16 protein-coding genes are annotated in these 22,811 nt (G+C 62.7%); 15 read left to right on the top strand and 1 reads right to left on the bottom strand.

Features of this window, described 5'->3' with window-relative positions; translation table 11 throughout:
• Positions 1–250: 250 nt before the first annotated feature.
• Complete coding sequence (locus CDA63_RS07830; RefSeq protein ID WP_088463893.1) at positions 251–1,264, bottom strand: LacI family DNA-binding transcriptional regulator; 1,014 nt, start codon at positions 1,262–1,264, stop codon at positions 251–253.
• Between the two features lie 277 nt (positions 1,265–1,541).
• Here CDA63_RS07830 and CDA63_RS07825 point away from each other — a divergent pair, with 277 nt between their 5' ends.
• The 15 genes from CDA63_RS07825 (at position 1,542) to CDA63_RS07760 (ending at position 22,783) form a co-directional block, all read left to right on the top strand.
• Complete coding sequence (locus CDA63_RS07825; RefSeq protein WP_088463892.1) at positions 1,542–4,613, top strand: SusC/RagA family TonB-linked outer membrane protein; 3,072 nt, start codon at positions 1,542–1,544, stop codon at positions 4,611–4,613.
• Between the two features lie 54 nt (positions 4,614–4,667).
• On the top strand, positions 4,668–6,092 hold the full coding sequence (locus CDA63_RS07820; protein ID WP_088463891.1) for a RagB/SusD family nutrient uptake outer membrane protein: 1,425 nt from the start codon (positions 4,668–4,670) through the stop codon (positions 6,090–6,092).
• Positions 6,092–7,276, top strand: a complete 1,185-nt coding sequence (locus CDA63_RS07815; RefSeq protein WP_088463890.1) for an alginate lyase family protein — start codon at positions 6,092–6,094, stop codon at positions 7,274–7,276. Before CDA63_RS07820 ends, CDA63_RS07815 begins: the two co-directional genes overlap by 1 nt.
• Before the next feature lie 121 nt (positions 7,277–7,397).
• A complete protein-coding gene (locus CDA63_RS07810) occupies positions 7,398–8,213 on the top strand; it encodes an SDR family oxidoreductase (protein WP_088463889.1) in 816 nt (271 codons plus the stop codon).
• A gap of 8 nt (positions 8,214–8,221) precedes the next feature.
• Positions 8,222–9,409: a mannonate dehydratase gene (gene uxuA / locus CDA63_RS07805; protein WP_242434607.1), complete on the top strand. Its 1,188-nt coding sequence runs from the start codon at positions 8,222–8,224 to the stop codon at positions 9,407–9,409.
• Positions 9,410–9,486: 77 nt separating this feature from the next.
• Entirely contained in the window at positions 9,487–12,141 is a 2,655-nt protein-coding gene (locus CDA63_RS07800; protein ID WP_242434606.1) for a glycoside hydrolase family 2 TIM barrel-domain containing protein, read from the top strand.
• 120 nt (positions 12,142–12,261) lie between these two features.
• Positions 12,262–14,709, top strand: coding sequence for a glycoside hydrolase family 2 TIM barrel-domain containing protein (locus CDA63_RS07795; protein ID WP_242434605.1), 2,448 nt, complete (start codon positions 12,262–12,264; stop codon positions 14,707–14,709).
• A 165-nt stretch (positions 14,710–14,874) separates the two neighbouring features.
• Positions 14,875–15,168 (top strand): hypothetical protein, encoded by a 294-nt coding sequence (locus tag CDA63_RS07790; RefSeq protein ID WP_088463886.1) that lies wholly within the window; start codon positions 14,875–14,877, stop codon positions 15,166–15,168.
• Positions 15,162–16,205, top strand: a complete 1,044-nt coding sequence (locus tag CDA63_RS07785; RefSeq protein ID WP_242434604.1) for an alginate lyase family protein — start codon at positions 15,162–15,164, stop codon at positions 16,203–16,205. The genes CDA63_RS07790 and CDA63_RS07785 overlap by 7 nt, the downstream gene beginning before the upstream one ends.
• 15 nt (positions 16,206–16,220) lie before the next feature.
• Positions 16,221–16,367, top strand: a complete 147-nt coding sequence (locus tag CDA63_RS21310; RefSeq protein WP_242434603.1) for a hypothetical protein — start codon at positions 16,221–16,223, stop codon at positions 16,365–16,367.
• 69 nt (positions 16,368–16,436) lie between these two features.
• Positions 16,437–17,699, top strand: a complete 1,263-nt coding sequence (locus tag CDA63_RS07780) for a glycoside hydrolase family 88 protein (RefSeq protein ID WP_242434602.1) — start codon at positions 16,437–16,439, stop codon at positions 17,697–17,699.
• A 32-nt stretch (positions 17,700–17,731) separates the two neighbouring features.
• Positions 17,732–18,952: a DUF4861 domain-containing protein gene (locus tag CDA63_RS07775; RefSeq protein ID WP_242434601.1), complete on the top strand. Its 1,221-nt coding sequence runs from the start codon at positions 17,732–17,734 to the stop codon at positions 18,950–18,952.
• Between the two features lie 116 nt (positions 18,953–19,068).
• Complete coding sequence (gene kduI, locus CDA63_RS07770) at positions 19,069–19,899, top strand: 5-dehydro-4-deoxy-D-glucuronate isomerase (protein WP_088463884.1); 831 nt, start codon at positions 19,069–19,071, stop codon at positions 19,897–19,899.
• Positions 19,900–20,238: 339 nt separating this feature from the next.
• Positions 20,239–21,675: a glucuronate isomerase gene (uxaC, locus tag CDA63_RS07765; RefSeq protein ID WP_088463883.1), complete on the top strand. Its 1,437-nt coding sequence runs from the start codon at positions 20,239–20,241 to the stop codon at positions 21,673–21,675.
• A 97-nt stretch (positions 21,676–21,772) separates the two neighbouring features.
• Positions 21,773–22,783 carry a sugar kinase gene (locus CDA63_RS07760; protein WP_088463882.1) on the top strand — a complete coding sequence of 337 codons (1,011 nt, stop codon included), beginning with the start codon at positions 21,773–21,775 and terminating at the stop codon, positions 22,781–22,783.
• Positions 22,784–22,811 lie beyond the last annotated feature (28 nt).

Genomic DNA, 22,811 nt, shown 5'->3' with positions numbered 1-22,811 from the left:
CATGTTGGGGCTATACAAGTAAGTGAACGTTGACTGAAACTGTAACCGCTTTTGGGATAAGGACCAAGGGCACAATTACCGCACGCTATCTAAACGAGCACAACTACTTAATTCACCGTTTTATGGCACTTGCACTTGGTGCTAAGTTTGGACTGGGGAAAGTTCGCTGTCCACTTTGTCATCGACCCGATGAATAGCCGCTATGTGCAGTTCCGAGTGGCGACCCAGCACCTGAATGATGCTAGTAGCCTTAGCCGCCCGTGGAGGCGCGCACCACCAGTTCCGATTTCAACTCCAAGCTCTGGCTAGCCAGAATGGGTTGATTCTTCAGCAGGGCCCGGAACAGGAGGGTGGCGGCCTCTTTGCCGATGGCGTAAGCTGGCTGCCGGATGGTGGTAAGGGGTGGATCGAGCAGATCAGCCATTTCGAGGTTGGAAAAGCCGATGATTTTCACGTCGTTAGGGATGCGCCGGCCAGCCTGATGGCAGGCCCGGTAGCCGGCAATAGCCAGGCTTTCGACCGAAGCAAAGATTCCGTCGATGTGGGCGTCCTGTTCCAGCAGCTGCCGCACGTGGGCCGTGTTCTGGGCCGCGTTGGGGCCGCCGCGAATCAGCAGGGTATCATCGAAGGGCAGGTCGGCGTCGCGCAGGGCGTCGAGGTAGCCGCGCATGCGCTTCTGGCCAATGGAAAGATGGTGGGCCAGAGTGAGGTGCATAATGCGCCGGCAGCCCATGTCAAGCAAATGACGGGTCGCACGATAGCCGCTGTCGTAATCGTCGGTCGTGATTTTGGCCGTGGCCACTTCCTCGCACACCCGGTCAAAAAATACGGTGGGCAGGTTTAGCTCGCGCAGTTTGGCGAAATGGGCCGCGTCCTGGGTTTCGCCCGATACCGAGATGAGGATACCATCGACCCGACCGTTGGCCAGGTGCTGGACGATAGTTTGTTCTTGGGCAAAGGTTTCGTGGGTGAGATAGATAAGTACGTGGTAGCCATTCTGTCGGGCTACCTCCTCGATGCCGTTAATGGCCAGCGAGAAGAAGTTGTTGGCTACCTCCGGAATGATAACGCCTATCGTTCTACTCTGTTGCCGGCGCAGACTACTGGCGTAGGGGTTAGGCTGGTAGCCGAGTTGGGTGGCCAGCAGTTGCACTTTCTCCTTGGTGGCGGCACTGATTTCGTAGCTGTCGTTGAGGGCCCGCGAAACCGTGGAGACGGACAAATCGAGGGCCTGGGCTAGTTGCTTGAGGTTGACGGAGCTCATAGGAAACGGAAATTAGGCATTTTTTTCCGGATGAGTAGCGTGGTGGGTGAGGGCTCACCCAACGGCGGCAACTGGCCCCGGCTGGCGGGCTCGCAACCAGGCAGTTTGGGGCCGGATAACTGAACTGGCAATTAGAAAAATGCAATCGGGATAAGGTGAGTGCCATTGTGACCCCGTTGCGGAATCGTTTCCGTGAATAAATCCCGGCAAACGCCGCATTTACGCCGCCTGATTCCGGTAATTGGCTGACCAGTTTCCCATCTAACTCCCACATCCTATGCGCACATCTACGTTGCTACTGGTTCCACTCGTTACGCTTGGGGCCCTCACGGCCCAGGCCCAAACTCAGAGCCGGCAGCTAACCGGCCGGGTAGTGAGTGCTACCGACCGAACGGGCCTGCCTGGCGTAACGGTCATCGTGAAAGGCACGACCGAAGGAGCCAGCACCAATAGCGATGGAACGTTCGTAGTAAACACGACGGTGGAGAACCCCGTGCTGGTATTTTCCTATGTCGGCTTCCAGAGCCAGGAGGTCCCGGTAACCGGCTCCGCGCCGGTTACTGTTCAGCTTGCTGAACAAACCACTACCCTTAATGATGTGGTGGTAGTGGGCTACGGCACCCAGCGTAAGCGCGACATCACGGGTTCGGTGGCATCCATTTCGGCCGAGCAGATTGCCGAGACGCCCATTACTCGCCCCGAGCAGATTCTGCAGGGCCGGGTAAGTGGCGTGCAGGTGACGCAAACCAACGCCGAGCCCGGCGGTGGGGTGTCGATTCGCATCCGGGGTACTAACTCCATCAACTCCGGCAACCAGCCCCTGTTCGTGGTCGATGGCTTTCCCGGGGCCGGCGACCTGAACTCGATCAATCCCAGCGACATTGAGAGCGTGGAGGTGCTCAAGGATGCCTCGGCGACGGCCATCTACGGCTCCAGGGGGGCCAACGGGGTCGTAATCATCACGACCAAGAAGGGCACTGCCGGCCAGAACACGGTTAATTTCGAGTCCTACACCGGCATCAGCAAGGTGCGCAACCCCTACGAGCTGCTCAACGCCCGCGAGTTCGCCACCTACCTCAACGACGTGCAGACGCTGAACAACCAGGAGAACACCGCTCAACGGGCGCTGCCCTACACGCCCGAGCAGATTGCTACCCTGGGTGAGGGCACCGACTGGCAGAAAGAGATTTTCCGCACAGCCCGCGTGGGTAATTACCAGTTGGGCTTCAACGGCGGTACCACCGATACGCGCTATAACCTGAGCTTCAACTACTTTGATCAGGAGGGCATCATCATCAACTCGGGCTTTCAGCGCGGTACGGTACGCCTGAACCTCGACCGCAAGGTGAGCAACAAGATCAGTGTCAATTTTACGAGCCAGCTGGCCCGTACTCAGCAACAGCGTGCCAACGTGAACACCAATGGCGGCAGCCAAGGCGGCACGGTGCTCGACGCGTTGCGCTTTAATCCGGCCGTACCCGTGCGCGACGCCAACGGCAATTACACCCTCGATAACCAGCCCCAGCCCTACGTAGAAATCGGGGGCAACCCAGTGGCCTACGCCGAGCAGGTGACCAATGAGCAGACCACGTTGCGTGGCCTGCTGAACGTGGCCGGCATCTACGAAATTATTCCAGGCCTGAAACTGCGCATTGCCGGCGGCACCGACCTGTACAACAACCAGGTAAACCAGTACATCCCCTCCACCGTGTTTCAGGGGCAGAATACCAACGGTTTCGCCTTTAAGGGCTCGGCCAACAATTACAGCTGGCTGAACGAAAATACGCTAACCTACGACCGTCAGTTCAACCCCAACAACGCGCTGAATGTGGTGGGCGGCCTCACCTTCCAGAAGTTCAACAACGAGGGTTTCAGCTCGGCCGTTACCAACCTGTTTACCGATGCCCTGGGCGTCGACGACCTGGGCATCGGGGCCAACCTGCTCACGCCTAGCTCCAACCGCAGTGCCAACACGCTCACCTCCTATTTCGGGCGGCTCAACTACCGCCTCTTCGAAAAGTACCTGTTCACCTTCACAATGCGCGCCGACGCCTCTTCACGCTTCGGGGCCAACAACAAGTGGGGCTACTTCCCGTCGGCGGCCGTGGCCTACCGCATCATCGATGAGCGCTTCATGAAGGAGCTGCCAGTGTTCAGCGACCTAAAGGTGCGTGCCAGCTACGGCGTGACCGGCAACCAGGAAATCGGCTCTTACCAGTCGCTGGCCCGCTACGGCCTGAATGCCTATACCGCCGGCAGCACCCGCTTGGTAGGGCTGGCTGCCTCCAACCTGTTCAACCCCGATTTTAGTTGGGAGTCGACGGCCACGACCAACGTGGGCCTCGACGTGGCCATTCTGAAAAACCGGCTGGCCCTAACCATGGACTACTACTACAAGAAAACCACCGACCTGCTGCTGCAAGTGTCGGTACCACCCACCACGGGCTTCAGTAGCATTCTGCAGAACGCGGGCAGCGTGCAGAACAAGGGCTTCGAACTGGGCCTGAACACGGTAAACGTAGACGCGGGCAAGTTTGGCTGGAACACCAACCTGAACTTCTCGCTCAACCGCAACAAAATTCTGGACCTGGCTGGCGAGTACCAGCGGTTCGTGGGGGAGTCGAGCTCCAGCGTGTTTCCGGGCGCTACCGGCAACACCGGCGTGCTGCGCGTGGGCGAGCCCATTGGGGCCTTCTACGGCTACCAGTTTCTGGGCATCTGGCAGACGCAGCAGGAAATCGACGCCAGCGGCATCACGACCAATGTGCGCCCCGGCGACCCGCGCTACGCCGACCTGAACGGCGATAACAAGATTGATGGCAACGACCGCCAGATTGTGGGCCAGGCCCAGCCCAAGTTTATCTACGGCGTGACTAACAACCTGAGCTACGGCCCGCTGACGCTGACGCTGTTTATCCAGGGCGTCGAGGGCGCTGACGTGCTGAACCTGAACCGCTACGAGCTCGAATCGGGCTTTGTGGCCCCCAACAAGGTAAAGGCCGTGCTCGACCGCTGGACCGGGCCCGGCACCAGCAACACCATTCCGAAGGCCAACAGCGTGCTGCGCCGCAACACCGGCATCACCAGCGACGTGGTGGAGGATGGCAGCTTCGTGCGCCTAAAAACAGTAACCCTGGCCTACACCGTGCCGGTGCCGGTCCGCTTCCAGAACAGCGTGAAGGGAGCCAGCGTGTACGTGACGGCCCAGAACCTAGTTACCATCACCAAGTATTCGGGCTTCGACCCGGAAGTTAACTCCTTCGGGGCCTCCAACCTGAGCTTGAACACCGACTACAATTCCTTTCCTACCTCGCGCATGTTCATTGCCGGCGTCCGCATTGGCTTCTAGCGGCCGACAGCCGGCTGGCCCCCTTCCCACTCTGTTTCTTATTATCTGATTGTCATGAAAAAGAAGATCCTTCTTCTCAGCCTTTTTTCCCTCAGTCTGCTGGTCTCCTCCTGCGAGAAATTCCTGGAGGAGAAACCCTACGACTTTCTCACGGCCACCAACTTTTACCAGAATGAAGGCGACGCCATTGCGGGCCTCAACGGCGCATTTTCCATTATGCAGCAGCAGCGCTTGTTCGGGCGTACGGCTTGGCTGATTGGGGAGATACCGGCCGAGTACCTGGAAGTAGTAGGCGCTACCACCGGCGACCGGGCCGAGCTGAACCGATTCACGTACACGCCCAACAACGGCGAAATCTCGTTTTGGTGGACGAACAACTACCTGATGATCAGCCGGGCCAACGACGTGATTGAGAAGGTGCCGGCCATCAAAATGGATGAGGTGAGCAAGAATAATATCGTGGGCAACGCCCGCTTTATCCGGGCAATGGGGTATTTCGACTTGGTGCGCAGTTTCGGGGCCGTGCCCTTGGTTCTGGCACCTATCAAGGGTCCCAACGACGATTTGCGCCGCGCCCGCACGCCCGTAGCCGAGGTGTACAACCAGATTATTGAAGACCTGAAATTTGCCGAAGCCAATACCTTCGCCGAGAACAAGATTCCGGCCACCAGCAAGGGGCGGGTGTCGAGTGGGGCAGCGGCGGCGCTGCTAGCCAAGGTGTATCTGACGCGCGCCAGCCTACCCGAGGCTCAGGCCAGCGACAACCAGGAGGCACTGGCCGCTGCCAACCGCGTTATCAACTCGGGCCTCTACAGCCTGTTGCCCACTTACGGCGACGCCTTTACGCCCGATAAGGAAAACGGACCCGAGCACATCTTCTCCGTGCAGTTCGATCTGCCTCCCAACACAGGCAACATTATCGTGCGGCAGTATCTGGCTCCCGCTTCGGGCGGCTTCGGCTCGTTTGCTGCCACCGACGAGTTCGTGAAGTCCTACAAGGCGGGCGATGTGCGCAAGGACTGGAACCTGACCAACAAGGCTGGTACGGCCACCCTGTCGCAGTACTACTTCAACAAGTTTCGCGACGACAAGCGTATTGGTAACGACTCGCGCGTGAACTGGTTGATTCTACGCTACGCCGACGTGTTGTTGTTGCAATCCGAAGCGCTCAATAACCTTAACGCCGGCGACGCCACCAAGTACCAAGGCATTAACAAGGTGCGCGCCCGCGCTGGCGTTGCGCCGCTGCCTACCACAGCCAGCTCGAAGGCCGCGTTCGTCGATCTGCTGGTGCAGGAACGGGCCTGGGAACTCGTGCAAGAAGGCCACCGCCGCAACGACCTGCTACGCCTGAACCGGCTGCAACAGGTAGAGAAAGCTGTGCTAAACCGCGTGGTGCCCGACAATTACCTGCTCTACCCAATTCCGCAGGCCGAAATAGCCCTGAACCCGAACATTGTGCAGAACCCCGGCTTCTGATGCGTGGGTTGCTCCTGTTGTTGGCGGGGCTGCTGGCTACTCTGACCGCCACCGCGGCAGCTCGCCCGCCCCGGCTGCTGCTGCTCGATAGTGCCGCGCTGGCAGCCTATAAAACCGCCTACCGCCAGGGCCGGCCGGCGGAAGCCGGGGCCGTGAAAGCCCTGCTGGCCGAGGCCGACCAGGCGCTGACCAAGGCCCCCGACCCCATCACTAGCAAACCCCAACTGCCGCCCAGCGGCGACAAGCACGATTATCTCTCGCAGGCGCCATACTGGTGGGCCGACCCCAGCAAGCCCGATGGCAAGCCCTACCTGCGTAAGGACGGGCTCCGGAATCCGGAGTCGGCCAACATGCACGATGCGGCCCGGTTGGGCCAGGTATGCCAAGCGGCGCGGCTGCTAGGATTGGCGTATTATTTCAGTGGGAAGGAAGCCTACGCCGCGCAGGCGGCCCGGCTGCTGCGGGCGTTTTTTCTGGACCCCGCCACCCGCATGAACCCCAACCTGAACTATGGGCAGGGCATTCCGGGTACCGCGCCGGGCCGGGGCTTCGGCATCATCGAAACCCGCCACCTCACCGACATTCCCGACGCGCTGGCTTTGTTGCACGGCAGCCAAGCCGCCGATGATAAGCTGACCGAGGGGCTGCGCGGTTGGTTCCGACAGTTTACCGTTTGGCTGACTACCAGCCCCATCGGGCTGCAGGAGCGGGGCAGCGAGAATAATCACGGGACTTTCTACGACCTGCAAGTCGTGGACTTTGCCCGGTTTACGGGGGATGAGGCGCTGGCCCGCACCACGCTTCAGACCCAAACGCTGCCCCGCATCGGCGTGCAATTTGCCCCCGACGGCGCCCAGCCGCTGGAGTTGGAGCGCACCCGGCCCTGGAATTACACCTCCATGAATCTGGAAGGCTGGGTGAAGCTGGCTATTCTGGCCCAACCGCTGGGCCTCGACCTCTGGCACTACCGCACGCCCGATGGGAGCGGGGTAGGGCCGGCCGTGGCCTGGTTTGCACCCTACTTACTGGGCCAGCGCCAGCCCGAGAAGCCCGACGTAGCGCCACCCAGTAACCGCACCATCCTGGCCATCTACGACCGGGTTTGCTCGTACTACCCTGCCTTGCCGGTGGCGCAGGTTTTCGCCCGGTATCCAGCCGAAGTTCGCTTGCCCTGGAGCTTATGATGCGCGGTTTTGAAGGCTCGGTTAAGGCCAAAGGCATTTGCTGCGTCTGGCCGGCAACAATAACCTCCCACTCAAAAACCAGTAAGCAACCATCAAAATCAATACAACTACTCAACTGAAGATGACGGAACAGTTTTCTCTCCGGGATAAAGTAATCGTGGTAACCGGCGGCACGGGCATTCTGGGCGAAGCCTTTATCGCGGGCATCGTGGCCGCCGGCGGGGCCGTGGGCATTCTGGGCCGCAACGCCGAAGTGGCCGAGCAGCGCGCCCGCGCCATTACCGAACAGGGCGGCCGGGCCCTGGCCCTGGTGGCCGATGTGCTCGACGAAACCCAGCTGCGGGCCGCCGCCGAATTGGTGCGCACCACCTTCGGCCACCTCGATGGCCTCGTGAACGGGGCCGGCGGTAATGCCCCCGACGGCGTGCTCGACCCCGAGGCCGACGTGTTCGATATGAACATTGAGGGCATGAAGCGGGTGATGGACCTCAACTTGTGGGGCACCGTGCTGCCGACCCAGGTGTTCGGGCCGCTGCTGGCCGAATCGGGCAACGGCAGCATCGTCAATATCTCCTCCATGAACTCGAAGCGGGCCATTACGAAGGTGCTGGGCTACAACATGGGCAAGGCCGCCGTCGATTGCTACAACCAGTGGTTTGCGGTGGAAATGGCCAACCGCTATGCCGACAAGCTCCGCATGAACGCGCTGGCCCCCGGCTTCTTCCTCACCGAGCAAAACCGCGATCTGCTCACCAACCCCGACGGCACCTTTACCGAGCGCGGCGGCAAAGTCATCCGCCAGACGCCTTTCCAGCGCTTCGGCCAGCCCGAGGAGCTGCAAGGGGCCCTGGTGTGGCTGCTCAGCGACGCCTCCCGCTTCGTCACCGGCTCCATGATTTGCGTGGATGGTGGCTTCTCGATTTTTGGCGGCGTTTAACTAGGCGCATGACACAGCAAAAACAAGTTTGCGGCCTCGAGCAAACTATGCGCTGGTTCGGGCCCGCCGACCCGGTTTCGCTGGCCGATATCCGGCAGGCGGGCTGCACGGGCGTGGTAACGGCGCTGCACCATTTGCCCAACGGCGCGGTGTGGCCGGTAGCCGAAATCCAGTCCCGGCAGGCCGAAATTGCGGCGGCCGGCCTGCGCTGGAGCGTGGTGGAAAGCGTGCCGGTGCACGAGAGCATCAAAACCCAGGCACCCGGCTACGAGCAGTACGTGGCCAACTACCAGGATTCGTTGCGGAACCTAGCGGCCTGCGGCATCGAAACCGTGACCTACAACTTCATGCCGGTGCTCGACTGGACCCGCACCGACCTGAGCTACGAGCTGCCCGACGGCGCGCGGGCCCTGCGCTTCGAGCGCGCCGCCTTCGTGGCCTTCGATGCGCTGGTGCTGCGGCGGCCCGGCGCCGCCCAGGAGTACGCGCCCGCCGAGCTGGCGGCGGCCCGGCAGCGGCTGGCCGATATGAGCCCCGAAGAGCAGCAGCAGCTCCAGCGCAACATCATCGCGGGCCTGCCCGGAAGCGAGGAAAGCTTCACGCTGGTCCAGTTTCAGCAGGCCCTGGATGCGTACCGCACCATCGACGCGGCCCAGCTGCGGCGGCACCTGGTAGCGTTCGTGGCGGCCATTGCGCCGGTGGCGGAAGCAGGCGGCATCCGGCTGGTCATCCACCCCGACGACCCACCGTACCCGATTCTGGGGTTGCCACGGGTGCTGAGCACCGCTGACGACGTGGCGGCCCTATTCGCGGCCGTGCCTTCGCCCAGCAACGGCCTGTGCTTCTGCACTGGCTCGTTTGGGGTGCGGCCCGATAACGACCTGCCCGGCATGGTGCGCCAGTTCGCCGACCGCATCCATTTCGTGCACCTGCGCAGCACCCGCCGCAACGCCGCAGGCGACTTCTACGAGGACAACCACCTGGAAGGCGACGTGGATATGCCGGCCGTGATGCGTGAACTGCTGACCGTAATGGACCAACGGCAGGCGCGCCTGCCCATGCGGCCCGACCACGGCCACCAGATGCTCAACGACCTGCACCAGCAAACCAACCCCGGCTACTCCGCTATCGGGCGCCTGCGGGGCCTTGCCGAGTTGCGGGGGCTGGAGCTAGGCCTTCGCACGAACTTATTTTGATGGCTGAACCGGTAGAATTCTGCTGCTGGCGCCGACTGTGCGTAGTCGTTGGGCTTTGCGTTGGGCTGCTGTTGCTGTTGGCCAGGCCGGCGACGGCCCAGGAGCGGCAGCAACAGTCCATCAATTCCAACTGGCTGTTTCGCAAAGCCAATGGCACCGACTACGCCCGGGCGCCGGGCGGGGCCACCGGTTGGGAGAAAGTATCTGTGCCCCACACCTGGAATGCGGCCGACGTGCTCGACGATGAGCCCGGCTACTACCGCGGCGCCGGCTGGTACAAGAAAGCCTTGCACGTACCGGCCGACTGGCAGAACCGCCGCGTTTACCTGCACTTCGAGGGTGCCGGCCAGGAAGCCGAGGTGTACGTGAACGGGCAGTTAGCCGGGCAGCACGCTGGCGGCTACACGGCCTTCCGCTTCCCCATCAGCCGGTGGCTGCGCTTTGGTGAGGGGGCAACCAACGAGGTAGTTGTTAAAGTCGATAACCGCCACAATCCCGACTTGCCCCCGCTATCGGCCGACTTCACCTTCTTCGGTGGGCTGTACCGCGACGTGTACCTGCTGGCTGCCAATCCGGTCCATTTTGAACTGGCTGATTACGCTTCCAGCGGCCTGTTCGTGCATATGCCCGCCGTATCGGCGGCAAGTGCCACCGTAGAGGTGAAGGGGACCGTCGTTAATGAAACATCGGCCCCCCGCCGGCTGACGGTGCTAACCGAGCTGACCGACCGCGAAGGGCAGGTGGTGGCCCGGCAGCGTAGCAGTCACACCCTGGCCGCCGGGCAGAAGCTAGGCGTGCGCCACACCTTCGACAAGCTGCGCCAGCCCCACCTCTGGTCGCCTGCCGACCCCTACCTGTACCACGTTACGGCCACGGTGCGCGAGGCCGGGCAGGAGCAGGCGCTCGATGCGGTGAGCAGCCCGCTGGGCTTGCGCTGGTTTCGTTTTGATGCGGCCACGGGTTTTTTCCTCAATGGGCAGCCGCTGAAGCTCATCGGCACCAACCGCCACCAGGATTTTCCCGGCCTGGGCAACGCCCTGCCTGATGCTCTGGCCGAGCAGGACGTGCAGTTGCTGAAGCAGATGGGCGGCAATTTTCTGCGCGTTTCGCACTACCCGCAGGACCCCGCCGTGCTGGCGGCCTGCGACCGGCTGGGCATCTTGGCTTCGGTCGAAATTCCGGTGGTGAACGCCATTACGGACTCGCCGGCCTTTTTCGAGCATTGCAAAACCATGCAGACCGAGATGGTGCGCCAGAACTTCAACCATCCTTCTGTTATTATCTGGGCCTATATGAATGAGGTGCTGCTGCGCCTGCCCACCGGCCTGACCAAGGACAACGCGGCTGGCCAGGCGTATATCGGCCGCGTGGCCGCGCTGGCCCGGGAGCTCGACGCCCTGACCCGGCGCGAAGACCCGAGCCGCTACACCATGCTCGTCAACCACGGGGCCTTCGACCTCTACCAGCAGGCGGGGCTGACCAACATCCCGATGATAGTGGGCTGGAACCTCTACCCCGGCTGGTATTCGCCCGATTTAGAGGGTTTGCCCGCCTTCCTGGACCGCCACCGGCGCGAGTTGCCCGACAAGCCCATGCTGGTAACCGAGTACGGGGCCGATGCCGATGCCCGGCTGCACTCGTTCCAGCCGTTGCGCTTCGACAAGACGACGGAGTACGCCAACAGCTACCACCAGTTTTACCTCCAGCACATCCTGAGCCGGCCCTTCGTGGCGGGCAGTGCCGTGTGGAACCTGGCCGAATTCAGTTCCGAAAGTCGGGAAGAAGCGGTGCCCCATATCAACAACAAAAGCCTGCTCACGGCCGACCGGCAGCCCAAAGACGCCTACCTGTTCTACCAGGCCCGGCTGCGGCAGGCGCCCTTCGTGAAAATTGGCTCCCGCGCCTGGAATCTGCGCGCCGGTAGCGCGACCAGTGCCGATTCGCTGCATTGCCGCCAGCCGGTGGAGGTGTACAGCAACCAACCCACCGTGGAGCTGCTCCTGAACGGGCAAACGCTGGGCACTCGCGCCGTGCAAAGCGGCGTGGCGCGGTTCAGCGTCCCGTTCGGCGCGGGCCTGAACCAGCTCACGGCACGGGCCGCCGGCCAGGCCATTACTGACCAGGCCGACATCGAGTTCCAGCTTATTCCAACCATTCTGGAGTCGAAAAAACTGCCCTTTACCGAGCTGAATGTGAGCCTCGGGGACCAGCGCTACTTCTCCGATGCCCGGCTGCATCAGGTATGGCTGCCCGAGCAGCCGTACACGCCCGGCGGCTGGGGCTACGTGGGCGGCCATCCCTACGTGCTGCCCAGCAAGCGCCTGCCCTACGGCTCCGACCGCAACATCCAGGGCACGGACTACGATGCCCTATTTGAAACCCAGCGCGTGGGACTCACGCAGTTTCGCCTGGACGTGCCGGCCGGGCAGTACGAAGTCACGCTGTACTTTGCGGAGTTGGAAGTCGCCCCGCCCGCTGAGCAGCTGGTGTACAACTTGGCCAAAAACGATGGCCCGGTGGCCCCGGCCCCCACTGCCCGCCGCTTCGATGTATGGCTGAACGGCCAGCGTACCTTGTCTAGGCTGGGCCCCGACCAGTACTTGGTACCGCTGCAGGCCACCAGCTTCAAGCTGCAGGTGAACGTACGGCGTGGCCAAGGCATCACCTTAGATTTTAAAGCCACGACAGGTGAAGCCGTACTCAATGGCATCCAGGTAAAGCGGATAGACTAATAAGTTCAGCACCAGCAAGCAGTAACAAATTTAAGCAGGAGCGTGCTGCGGACTGCGCGGCAGGACATTCTGATATTTAACATGAGAAAACCTTTATTTCCTTGCCAATTCCTCCAATGCTTGCTGCTGCTGGTAGTCTGCTGCCTCGGTAGCCGCCCAGCCAGCGCTCAGCAGCAAACGCGCCTCAACACTGGCTGGGAGTATGTACGCGGCGATTTAGGCGGCATTTGGGAGGCGGTGCGGCCCGCCGTGGCGGGCTCGCCTGAAACCGTGCCGCTCTGGACGCCTGTTACGCTGCCCCATTGCTTCAACGCCCTTGATGCCGTGGACCCCGACGTGAACTACTACCAGGGCCCCGGCTGGTACCGTACCCAGTTGGCGGTGCAAAACCCCTACGCGGGCGGCCGCACGCTGCTGCACTTCGAGGGCGCGGGCCAGAAAACCGAGGTGTACATTCATACCACCAAAGTGGGCTCCCACGTGGGCGGCTACGACGAGTGGACGGTGGACATCACCGAGGCCGTGGCCGATTTTCAAAAGACTGAGGCCTACCAAAAGCAGTTCAAGGGTAAAATTCCGCTTAGCATCCGCTGCGACAACTCCCGCGACCTGGAGATGATACCGTCGGATTTGTCGGATTTCAATATCTACGGGGGCCTCTACCGCTACCTCAACCTGACCTACGAGCCCGCTCTGTATGCCGAGCGGCTCATGGCCCATGCCGTAACCGATGCCGCCGGTAAAACCGGTGCGCTGAGCCTGAAAATAGCCTTTCCGGCTATTGTACCCGCGGGTACGGCCGCGCCGGTAACTGTGCGGCTGCTCGACCCGCGGGGCAAGGCCGTGGGCCAGTACCGCGGCTCGGTGCGCGCGGCGGCCGGCGAGGTAGCCGTAACTGATTTCACCGTGAAAAAGCCCCAGCTATGGTCGCCCGAAGCCCCGCGCCAGTACGCCGTGGAAGTGACGGTGGGGGAGGGCAAGCAGGCTTGGCACCAGACCGCGCTGGTCGGGTTCCGGCACATAGAGTTCGTAGAGAAAGGACCATTCAAGCTCAACGGGCAGCGGTTGCTGCTGCGCGGCACCCACCGCCACGAGGACCATGCCGGGGTAGCCGCCGCCATGACCGAGCCGATGATTCGTCAGGAAATGCGGCTGATGAAGCAGATGGGTGTCAACTTTATCCGGTTGGGCCATTACCAACAGTCGCGCATTGTGCTGAACCTGTGCGACTCGCTGGGCATTGTGGTGTGGGAGGAGATTCCGTGGTGCCGGGGCGGACTGGGCGGGCCGGTGTACCAGGCCCAGGCCAAGCGCATGATGACCCATATGGTGCAGCAGCACTACAACCACCCGGCCGTTATCATCTGGGGGCTGGGCAACGAGAACGACTGGCCCAACGACTTCCCCGAGTTCGACAAGCAGAAGATTCGCGCCTTCATGACGGATCTGAACGATTTGGCCCACCAGCTCGACGCCAGCCGCTACACCGCCATCCGCCGCTGCGACTTTGCCAAGGACATTCCCGACGTGTATTCGCCCTCGATTTGGGCCGGTTGGTACCGCGGCATCTATACCGACTACAAGGCCGTCACGGAGGAAGAATTCAAGCAGGTAAAACGCTTCCTGCACGTAGAATGGGGCGGCGACAGCCACGCCGGCCGGCACTCCGAAAACCCCGACAACGCGCTGGCCAAAATAGCCGCCGGCCAAGGCGCTGATGAGCGCTCGGGCGATGCCTCGCTATTTGGCGGCAGCGCCCGCGTATCGAAGGACGGCGACTGGAGCGAAACCTACCTCTGCAACCTCGTGGATTGGCACCTCAAGGAGCAGGAAACTATGCCCTGGCTCAGCGGCGCGGCCTACTGGCCGTTCAAGGATTTCTCGACCCCGGTGCGGCCCGACAACCCCGTTCCCTACATGAACCAGAAAGGCGTGGTGGAGCGCGATTTCACGCCCAAGGAGGCGTACTACGTGTTTCAGTCGTACTGGACGACCGTTCCGATGGCCCACATATACGGGCACTCGTGGCCGGTGCGCTGGGGTGAGGAAAGCGAGCTGAAGCTGGTGAAAGTGTACTCCAACTGCGAGCGGGCCGAGCTGTTTGTGAACGGCAAAAGCTACGGCCTGAAAACCCGCGCCAGCCAAGACTTCCCGGCTGCCGGACTGCACTGGCGGGTACCGTTCGCAACCGGAGCCAACCAGGTGCGGGTAGTGGCTTACCAGGGCAAGCAGCGAGTCGAGGACCAGATTAGCTTCCGCTACCAAACCGAAAAGTGGACTGCCCCCGCCCGCCTCACGCTCACCAAAACCGCCGACGCCAACGGTCTGGTAACCGTGGAGGCCCAGCTGTTCGACGCCCAAGGCGTGCCCTGCCTCGACGCCGCCAACTGGCTGCGTTTCTCGCTGGCCGGCGAAGGCCGCCTGCACGACGATTTGGGCACCAGCAGCGGCTCCAGCAAGGTGCAGGCGTACAACGGCCGGGCCATTATCCGCCTCGAAGCCACGCCCGGGCAGACCACGGTGGCCGTGCAGTCGCCCGGTTTGCCCACGGCAGTGCTGGCGTTGTAGAGAGGCTAAGGGAAGGGAGCCACACGCGGGTTGCGCAAGGCCAAACCCTGCAAACGATTCCGTAAATAAACCCGGCCGTTTGCAGGGTATCGGGGGCGAGGAGGCCTACATTTAAGCGTGGCAGGAGCCTTAATCCGGTGGCACTGGCTGCCTTGTCAGCTCGTTTTGTTCGCTTTTCCCACCAGTGCTAGGTCTCTGTTTGCCTTCCTGCCTGCGCTGCTGCGCACGGGCCTCGCGGCCAGCGTGCTGCCAACTACCGCGGAGTGCCAGCAGCGTATTGCGCCAATTCTTCCACTAAGCCCTACCCCTCCGCCGACGGCGTTCCGGCAGTCGGGCGTGGTGAACAGCCAGGAAATTTTGGCGCTGGCGGCGAAGCAGTCCAACGCGATGAGCTTCGCCAAAATCACGAAGTACATCATTAACCACCCTGCGCCGATTATTAACAACCCCCTATGTTGAAAACGCTGACCCTATTTTGCTGCCTGCTGAATGGTGTGCTCGCCACTGGTTGCGCAAGCAAGATTCCGGTCAGCACCAACCAATCGGGGCCGCTAAAGCAACTGGTGACGCGCACACTGCGGGCCCAGGTGCTGGCCGAGGCCAACCTAGCCCTGCGAGAAGCGCCGCGCACGGTAACCGACAGCGTAGCGGTTCGTAGCGCCGGGGGCCCCCACGATTTCTTCTCCGAAGGCGACTATTGGTGGCCCGACCCGGCCAACCCCGGCGGCCCCTACGTGCAGCGCGATGGCCAGACCAACCCCGCCAACTTCGTGGCCCACCGCCGGGCCATGATCCGGTTCAGCCGCCTGATCGGGGCGCTGGCCTCGGCCTACCAGCTCACCCACGACGAGCGGTACGCCCGCCACGCGCTGCTGCACCTGCGGGCCTGGTTCCTCGACCCGGCCACCCTCATGAACCCCTCGCTGCTGTATTCGCAGGCCATTTCGGGGCGGTTTATGGGGCGCGGCATCGGGGTAATTGATACGATTCAGCTGCTGGAAGTGGCCCAGGGTGTACGGGTGTTCGAGGCGGCGGGGGCGGCGGGGTTCCAGTGTGGGCCCGAGCTGGCCGCCATCAAGCAGTGGTTCGGTAGCTACCTCACCTGGCTCACAACCCACCAATACGGCCTCGATGAGATGAAGGCGGCCAACAACCACGGCACCTGCTGGACCATGCAGGTGGCCGCCTTCGCCCGCCTCACCGGCAACCAGGAGCTGCTCGACTTCTGCCGGAAACGCTATAAAACCGTGCTGATGCCCACCCAAATGGCGCTCGATGGCAGCTTCCCGCTTGAAACCAAGCGCACCAAACCCTACGGCTACTCCCTGTTCAACCTCGACGCCATGACCACGCTCTGTGCCATCCTGAGCACCCCCACCGACGACCTTTGGGCCTACCAGACGCCCGATGGCCGGGGCATCCGGCGCGGCATCGAATTCCTGTATCCCTACATCGAAAACAAAGCTGCCTGGCCCTTCGCCCACGACGTGATGTAGTGGAACGACTGGCCGGTGGCCCCGCCCAGCCTGGTGCTCGGGGCGGGGCGGTTCGACAACCGCCAATGGCTGACCACCTGGCAGCGCCTCGACCACAACCCCCAGGTGCCCGAAGTGCTGCGCAACCTGCCCGTGCGCCACCCGCTTATCTGGCTGAACTGATACTCGCCAACCCGAACTGAAGGCCCCCCCGCGCGGCGGTTACCTCTCCACCATAAGCAGTCTGACTACGTGAATTTTCGCCGTGCTCTTTACTTGATTTCCAGCCTGCCGCTGCTGGCGGGCTGCCAGGCCACCAAGCCGGTTCCGGCGATGCGCAGCACCCTAAGCCTGGCCGAAACGCAGGCTACGCTACTGCTGCGCGAGGTGCCGGCTGCCCAAGCCAGTCGGCCCGCGCCGGCCGGCAAGCCGCCGCTGGTGTCGCCGCGCACTCTCGATGCCCAGGGCAACCTGGTGCTGGTGCCGGCCCGCGACTGGACCAGCGGCTTTTTCCCCGGCTACCTCTGGTTGCTGAGTGAGGCCACCGGCCACGCCAGCTGGCAGGCCCCGGCCCGCGCCTACACGGCCAACATCGAAGGCGAAAAAACCAATGGCACCACCCACGACATGGGTTTCAAGGTGTACTGCAGCTTCGGCACCGGTTACCGCTACACCCAGGACCCGGCTTACAAGGAAGTGCTGCTGGCGTCGGCCCGCACGCTGAGCACCCGCTTCAATCCGGTAATCGGGGCCATTCGCTCCTGGGACCACCACCAGGATGTGTGGGGCTTCCCGGTGATTATCGACAACATGCTGAACCTGGAACTGCTGTTCGCGGCTACCCGGCTCTCGGGCGACTCGTCGTTCTACAAAATTGCCGTTCAGCACGCCAACACCACCCTACGCAACCACTTTCGCCCCGATTACAGCACCTACCACGTGGTCGACTACAGCCCGGCGAACGGGGCGGTGGTCACGCGCACCACCCACCAGGGCGCCGCGCCCGAGTCGGCGTGGGCGCGGGGGCAGGGCTGGGCCTTGTACGGCTACACCATGTGCTACCGCGAAACCGGCAACCCCGCTTACCTGGCCCAGGCCGAGCGCGTGGCCGACTACCTGCTCCGCCACCCCAACCTGCCCGCCGACGGTGTGCCGTACTGGGATTTCAACGCTCCCAACATTCCCAACGAGCCCCGCGACGCCTCGGCCGGGGCCGTTATGGCCTCGGCACTGTACGAACTGAGCACGTACAGCCAGCAGGGAGCTGCCTACCGCGCGCAGGCCGATAAAACCCTGGCCAGTCTCGCCCAAAACTATGCGGCTCCGGCCGGTACCAACCACGGCTTCCTGCTGCTGCACAGCACCGGCTCGAAACCGGCAGGCAGCGAAATCGACGTGCCCTTGAGCTACGCCGATTACTACTTCATGGAGGCCCTGGTGCGCCAGCAGCACTTGGCCGCCGGCCGCGAGGTGGTAGCTGGGGCGCGGGTCGTGGGTGCCAAATCTAAACCCTAATCCGAATGCGTTGCTCTTTGCTTGTTTTGAGGATGGTGGGCCCGTTGGTGGCTGGCGGTGCGCTGCTGAGTTCCTGCGCCGGTTCACAGCCCACCGCTGCCGGGGCGGCCGACTCGCTCACGGTAACCGTGCGCAACCCCCTGGCCCTCGCCCGCCCAGCTGAAACGGTAAGCATCCCGGCCGGCCAGTTGCAGGCGCTGCTGGCCAGGTACGGGGCCGAAAACCTGCTGGTGCGCGACAACCAGACCGGGCAGTTCATCGTCAGTCAAACCGTGGATACCGATGGCAACGGCACCGTGGATGAGCTGCTGTTCCAAGTGGCCAGTGCGGCCGGCGGCACCCGCACGTTTACAATGCTGTGCCAGCCCGACGGTGCCGCGCAGCAGCCCAAAACCGAGCTGACCACCTACTCGCGCTTCGCCCCCGAGCGCACCGACGACTACGCCTGGGAAAACGACCGGGTAGCTTTCCGCACCTACGGGCCCGAAGCCGAGCGCATGGTGGTAGCCGGGGAAAAGGGCGGCACGCTCACCAGCGGCATGGACTGCTGGCTTAAGCGCGTGCCGTACCCCGTCATCGATAAATGGTACGGCGGCTACCCCGCCGACAACCGCTACTACCACGTGGACCGGGGTGAGGGCTACGACCCCTATCATGTGGGCAATAGCCGGGGCTTCGGCGGCACGGGCGTCTGGGAAAACGACTCGCTGTACGTCTCGCGCAATTTCACCGGCTACAAGCGCCTGGCCACCGGCCCCATCCGCACGCTGTTCGAGTTGAGCTACGCGCCCTGGTCGGCCAACGGCCGCACGGTGCAGGAAAAGAAAATCATCAGCCTGGATTTGGGCAGCAACCTCACTCGTTTCGAGGAGCAGCTCAGCGCCAACCGGCCGCTGCCCAATTTCACCATTGGCACCACCCTGCACGCCGAGCCCAAAGGGGTGCAGGGCGACGTGAAGGCCGCGCCCAAGCAGGGCTGGTTCCGGTACTGGGAGCCGATGGACGACTCGCAGCTGGGCACCGGCATTGTGCTCGACCCGCAGGCCGTGCAAAGCTGGCAGGACCACCGCAGCCGGGCCAAGGAGCAGAGCCACCTGCTGGTGATGGCCACGCCCACCAACGGCCGGCTGGTGTACTACGCCGGCTTCGGCTGGACCAAAAGCGGCCAGTTTGCCACCCCCGCCGCCTGGGATAACTACCTCCGTGACTTCGCCCAGCGCCTGGCCTCGCCGCTGGAAGTGCGGGTGAAATAACGCATTGGCTTTTGGTTGCTTGTTTATGGTTTTTGGCTCAACAGTGAAAAAGAGAGTACCAGAAGCCGAAATGCAAACCGCCAAAAACCACTCACCAAAATCTAAAAACCAGTAATATGACCCAACGATATGCCATCAGCCCCCGCGAAACGGCGGGACTGTCTACTGCCGAGCTGCGCGAAAATTTCCTGATTGAAACCCTGTTCGTGGCCGGCGACGTGGTATTGACCTACACCCACTACGACCGCATGATCGTGGGCGGAGCCCAGCCGGGCGCCGCACCGCTGCCGCTGCCTTGCCCCGCCAGCCTGAAGGCTGAATATTTCCTGGAGCGCCGGGAGCTGGGCGCGCTTAATATCGGTGGGCCGGGCCAGATACTCGTTGATGGGGAAACCTACGAGCTCGACCACCAGGATTGCCTTTACGTTGGGATGGGTAGCCAGCGGGTGGAATTCGTGAGCCACAACGCCAGCCAGCCGGCCAAATACTACCTTCTTTCGGCCCCGGCCCACCACGCCCACCCCACGCGGCGCATGACGCGCGCCGAAGCCACGCCGGTGGAAATGGGCACGCTGGAAGCCGCCAACCAGCGCACCATCAACAAATACATTTATGCCGAGGGCATCCAGAGCTGCCAGCTCGTGATGGGCCTCACCCAACTCAAGCCCGGCAGCGTCTGGAATACTATGCCGGCCCACGTGCACGACCGACGGATGGAAGCCTACTTGTATTTCAACCTGGCCGAGGGCCAGCGGGTGCTGCACCTGATGGGCGAGCCCCAGAAAACCCGCCCGCTGTGGGTGAGCAACGAGCAGGCCATCCTCTCGCCGCCCTGGTCTATCCATACCGGCTGCGGCACCGGCAGCTACGCCTTTATCTGGGGCATGGCCGGCGAAAACCGCGAGTACACCGACATGGATGCCGTGGCCATTACTGACTTGCGGTAGGCGAGAGACCGGAGAATTTCGTGCAACTGGGAGAACGGCCCGGACCCAAAGCATTGCTACTGCAATGGCCACGCGGCCGCTTGGTTGGCGTTGCAACCAAGCGGCCGCGTGCTTCCACTTCGCTCCGGCTCGGCTTGCTGCGCAGCCTGCCCGGCCTGAGCCGTTCTTTCATCGGCTCAGGCCGCCACCCACCATCCGCACCAGCCCCGTTTACCGGGAACGTTTGCGTGAAAAAACCGGGATTTTAGCGTTGAAAGCCCCTACTTACGGTCAGTTGTGGTCACCGCTTGCTTACCATCTTCCCCCGGGGAGCCCACCCATTTTTACCCGCTGCTGATTATGAAGCCCTTTCTCAACGAGGATTTCCTGCTCCAGACGGCCACGGCCCGCACGCTCTACCACGAGTACGCGGCGCCCATGCCCCTCATCGACTACCACAACCACCTGCTGCCCGACCAGATTGCCGAGAACCGGCAGTTTGAGACCATCACCCAGGTCTGGCTCAACGGCGACCATTACAAGTGGCGCGCCATGCGCACCAACGGCGTGCCCGAACGCTACATCACCGGCGATGCCTCCGACTGGGAGAAGTTCGAGAAGTGGGCCGAAACCGTGCCCCAGACCGTGCGCAACCCGCTCTACCACTGGACCCACCTGGAGTTGCAGCGCTACTTCGGCATCACCGAGCTGCTGAACGCCGAAAGTGCCCGCCGCATCTACGAGCAGTGCAATGCGTTGCTGCAAACGCCCGAGTATTCGGTGCAAAGCCTGCTGCGCAGGATGCAGGTGAAAACGCTCTGCACCACCGACGACCCCACCGACTCGTTGGAGTACCACCGCGCCCTGGCCGCCAGCGGCTGCGAGGTGCAGGTGCTACCCACCTTCCGGCCCGATAAGGCGATGGCCGTGGAAGACGCCGCCACTTACAACGCCTACCTCGATAAGCTCGGCACCGCGGCCGCCGTGGACATCCGCACCTACGCCGACCTGGAAACGGCCCTGCGCACCCGCCACGATTACTTCGCGGCCCTCGGCTGCCGCCTTTCCGACCACGGCCTGGAGCAGATTTATGCCGCCGACTACACCCCGGCTCAGGTGCAGGAGTTGTTTGCCCAGGTGCGCGGCGGGCAGGAACTGACGAGCGAGGAAGTGGTGACGCTTAAGTCGGCGCTGCTGGTGCTGCTGGCTGAAATGGACTGGGAAAAGGGTTGGACCCAGCAGTACCACCTCGGGGCGCTGCGCAACAACAACGCCCGCATGCTGCGCCAGCTCGGCCCCGATACGGGCTGGGATTCCATCGGCGACTTTTCGCAGGGCCAGGCATTGTCGCGCTTCCTCAACCGCCTCGACGAGCAGGACAAGCTAACCAAAACCATCCTCTACAACCTCAACCCCGCCGATAACGAGCTCATGGCCACCATGGTGGGCAACTTCAACGACGGCTCGGTGGCGGGCAAGGTGCAGTTCGGTTCCGGCTGGTGGTTTCTCGACCAGAAGGACGGCATGGAAAAGCAGCTCAACGCCCTGAGCAACATGGGCCTGCTGAGCCGCTTTGTGGGCATGCTCACCGATTCGCGCAGCTTCCTCTCGTTCCCGCGCCACGAGTATTTCCGCCGCGTGCTCTGCAACCTTTTTGGCACCGACGTGGAAAACGGCGAGCTGCCCGCCGACCTGGACCTGCTGGGCAGCATCGTTCAGAACATCTGCTACTACAACGCCGAGGCCTACTTCGGCTTCGAGAAGGTGGCCGCGCCCCAAGCAGCGGCGGCCATGTAAGGCAACCGCAACGCCAACGCTGCCGCCCGAATAGGAGGGAAGCTCAACCTTCCCGGCCCCCGCTCCCCGTTCCGTCACCCCCGAATCCTGCCCCGCTATGAAACAAGTTGTCACGTTTGGTGAAATCATGCTGCGCCTTTCGCCGCCGCTGCACCAGCGCCTCTCGCAGGCCGGCTCGCTGGACGTTACCTACGGCGGGGGCGAGGCTAACGTCGCGGCGGCGCTGGTCCACCTGGGCCTACCCGCGGCGCACGTAGGCTGCTTTCCCGATAATGCTGTGGGCGAGGCCGCAGTCCAGCACTTCCGGAGCCACGGCGTTGATATGAGCCATTGCGTGTTCCGGGGCCAGCGGCTGGGGCTGTATTTTCTGGAAGTGGGGGCGGCCCTGCGCGCCAGCCGCATCGTGTACGACCGCTACGAGTCGGCCTTTGCCCATTTGCAGCCCGAGTGGTTTGCCTGGGACCAGATTCTGCAAAATGCCCAATGGCTGCACTGGACCGGTATTACGCCCGCCGTTTCGGCTTCGGCGGCCGAAGCCGCCCGCCAGGCCATTGCCGCCGCCCGCCGCCTGGGCCTCACCGTTTCGGCCGACGTCAACTACCGCCGCAACCTGTGGCAGTACGGCCAGCGCGCCCAGGACGTGATGCCCGCGCTAGTGGCCGGCTGCGACCTGGTGGTGTGCACCGAGGGCGACGCCGAGGACCTGTTCGGCATCCGGCCGGAGGAAGGGGCGGAAAACAGCTTCGTATCGATGAGTGAGCAGCTGATGCAGCGCTTCCCCACCATCAAGCAGGTCATTGCCACCCGCCGCCAGACGCAGAGCGCTTCCCACGAGCGCATCAAGGGCATCGCCTACGCCGAGGGCCGCTACCATGAGACGGACTTCTTCGACATCAACCCCGTGGTGGACCGCATCGGCGGGGGCGACTCCTTCCTGTCGGGCTTCATCTACGCCCAGCTCAGCGGCCGGCCACTGCCCGATGCCTTGGGCTTCGCCACGGCCGCCTCGGCCCTTAAGCACACCATTGCCGGCGACATCAACTTAGTAAGTGCCGCCGAAGTCGACCACATCCTGGCCGGCAATACCTTCGGCCGGCTGCTACGCTGATTTTTTGAGCTGTTAGCTAATAGATCTT

This window comes from Hymenobacter amundsenii, from assembly GCF_002204745.1.
Lineage (GTDB): Bacteria > Bacteroidota > Bacteroidia > Cytophagales > Hymenobacteraceae > Hymenobacter > Hymenobacter amundsenii.
Note: the sequence above shows the minus strand (reverse complement) of the source record. Positions and strands in the feature narration are given on the sequence as shown.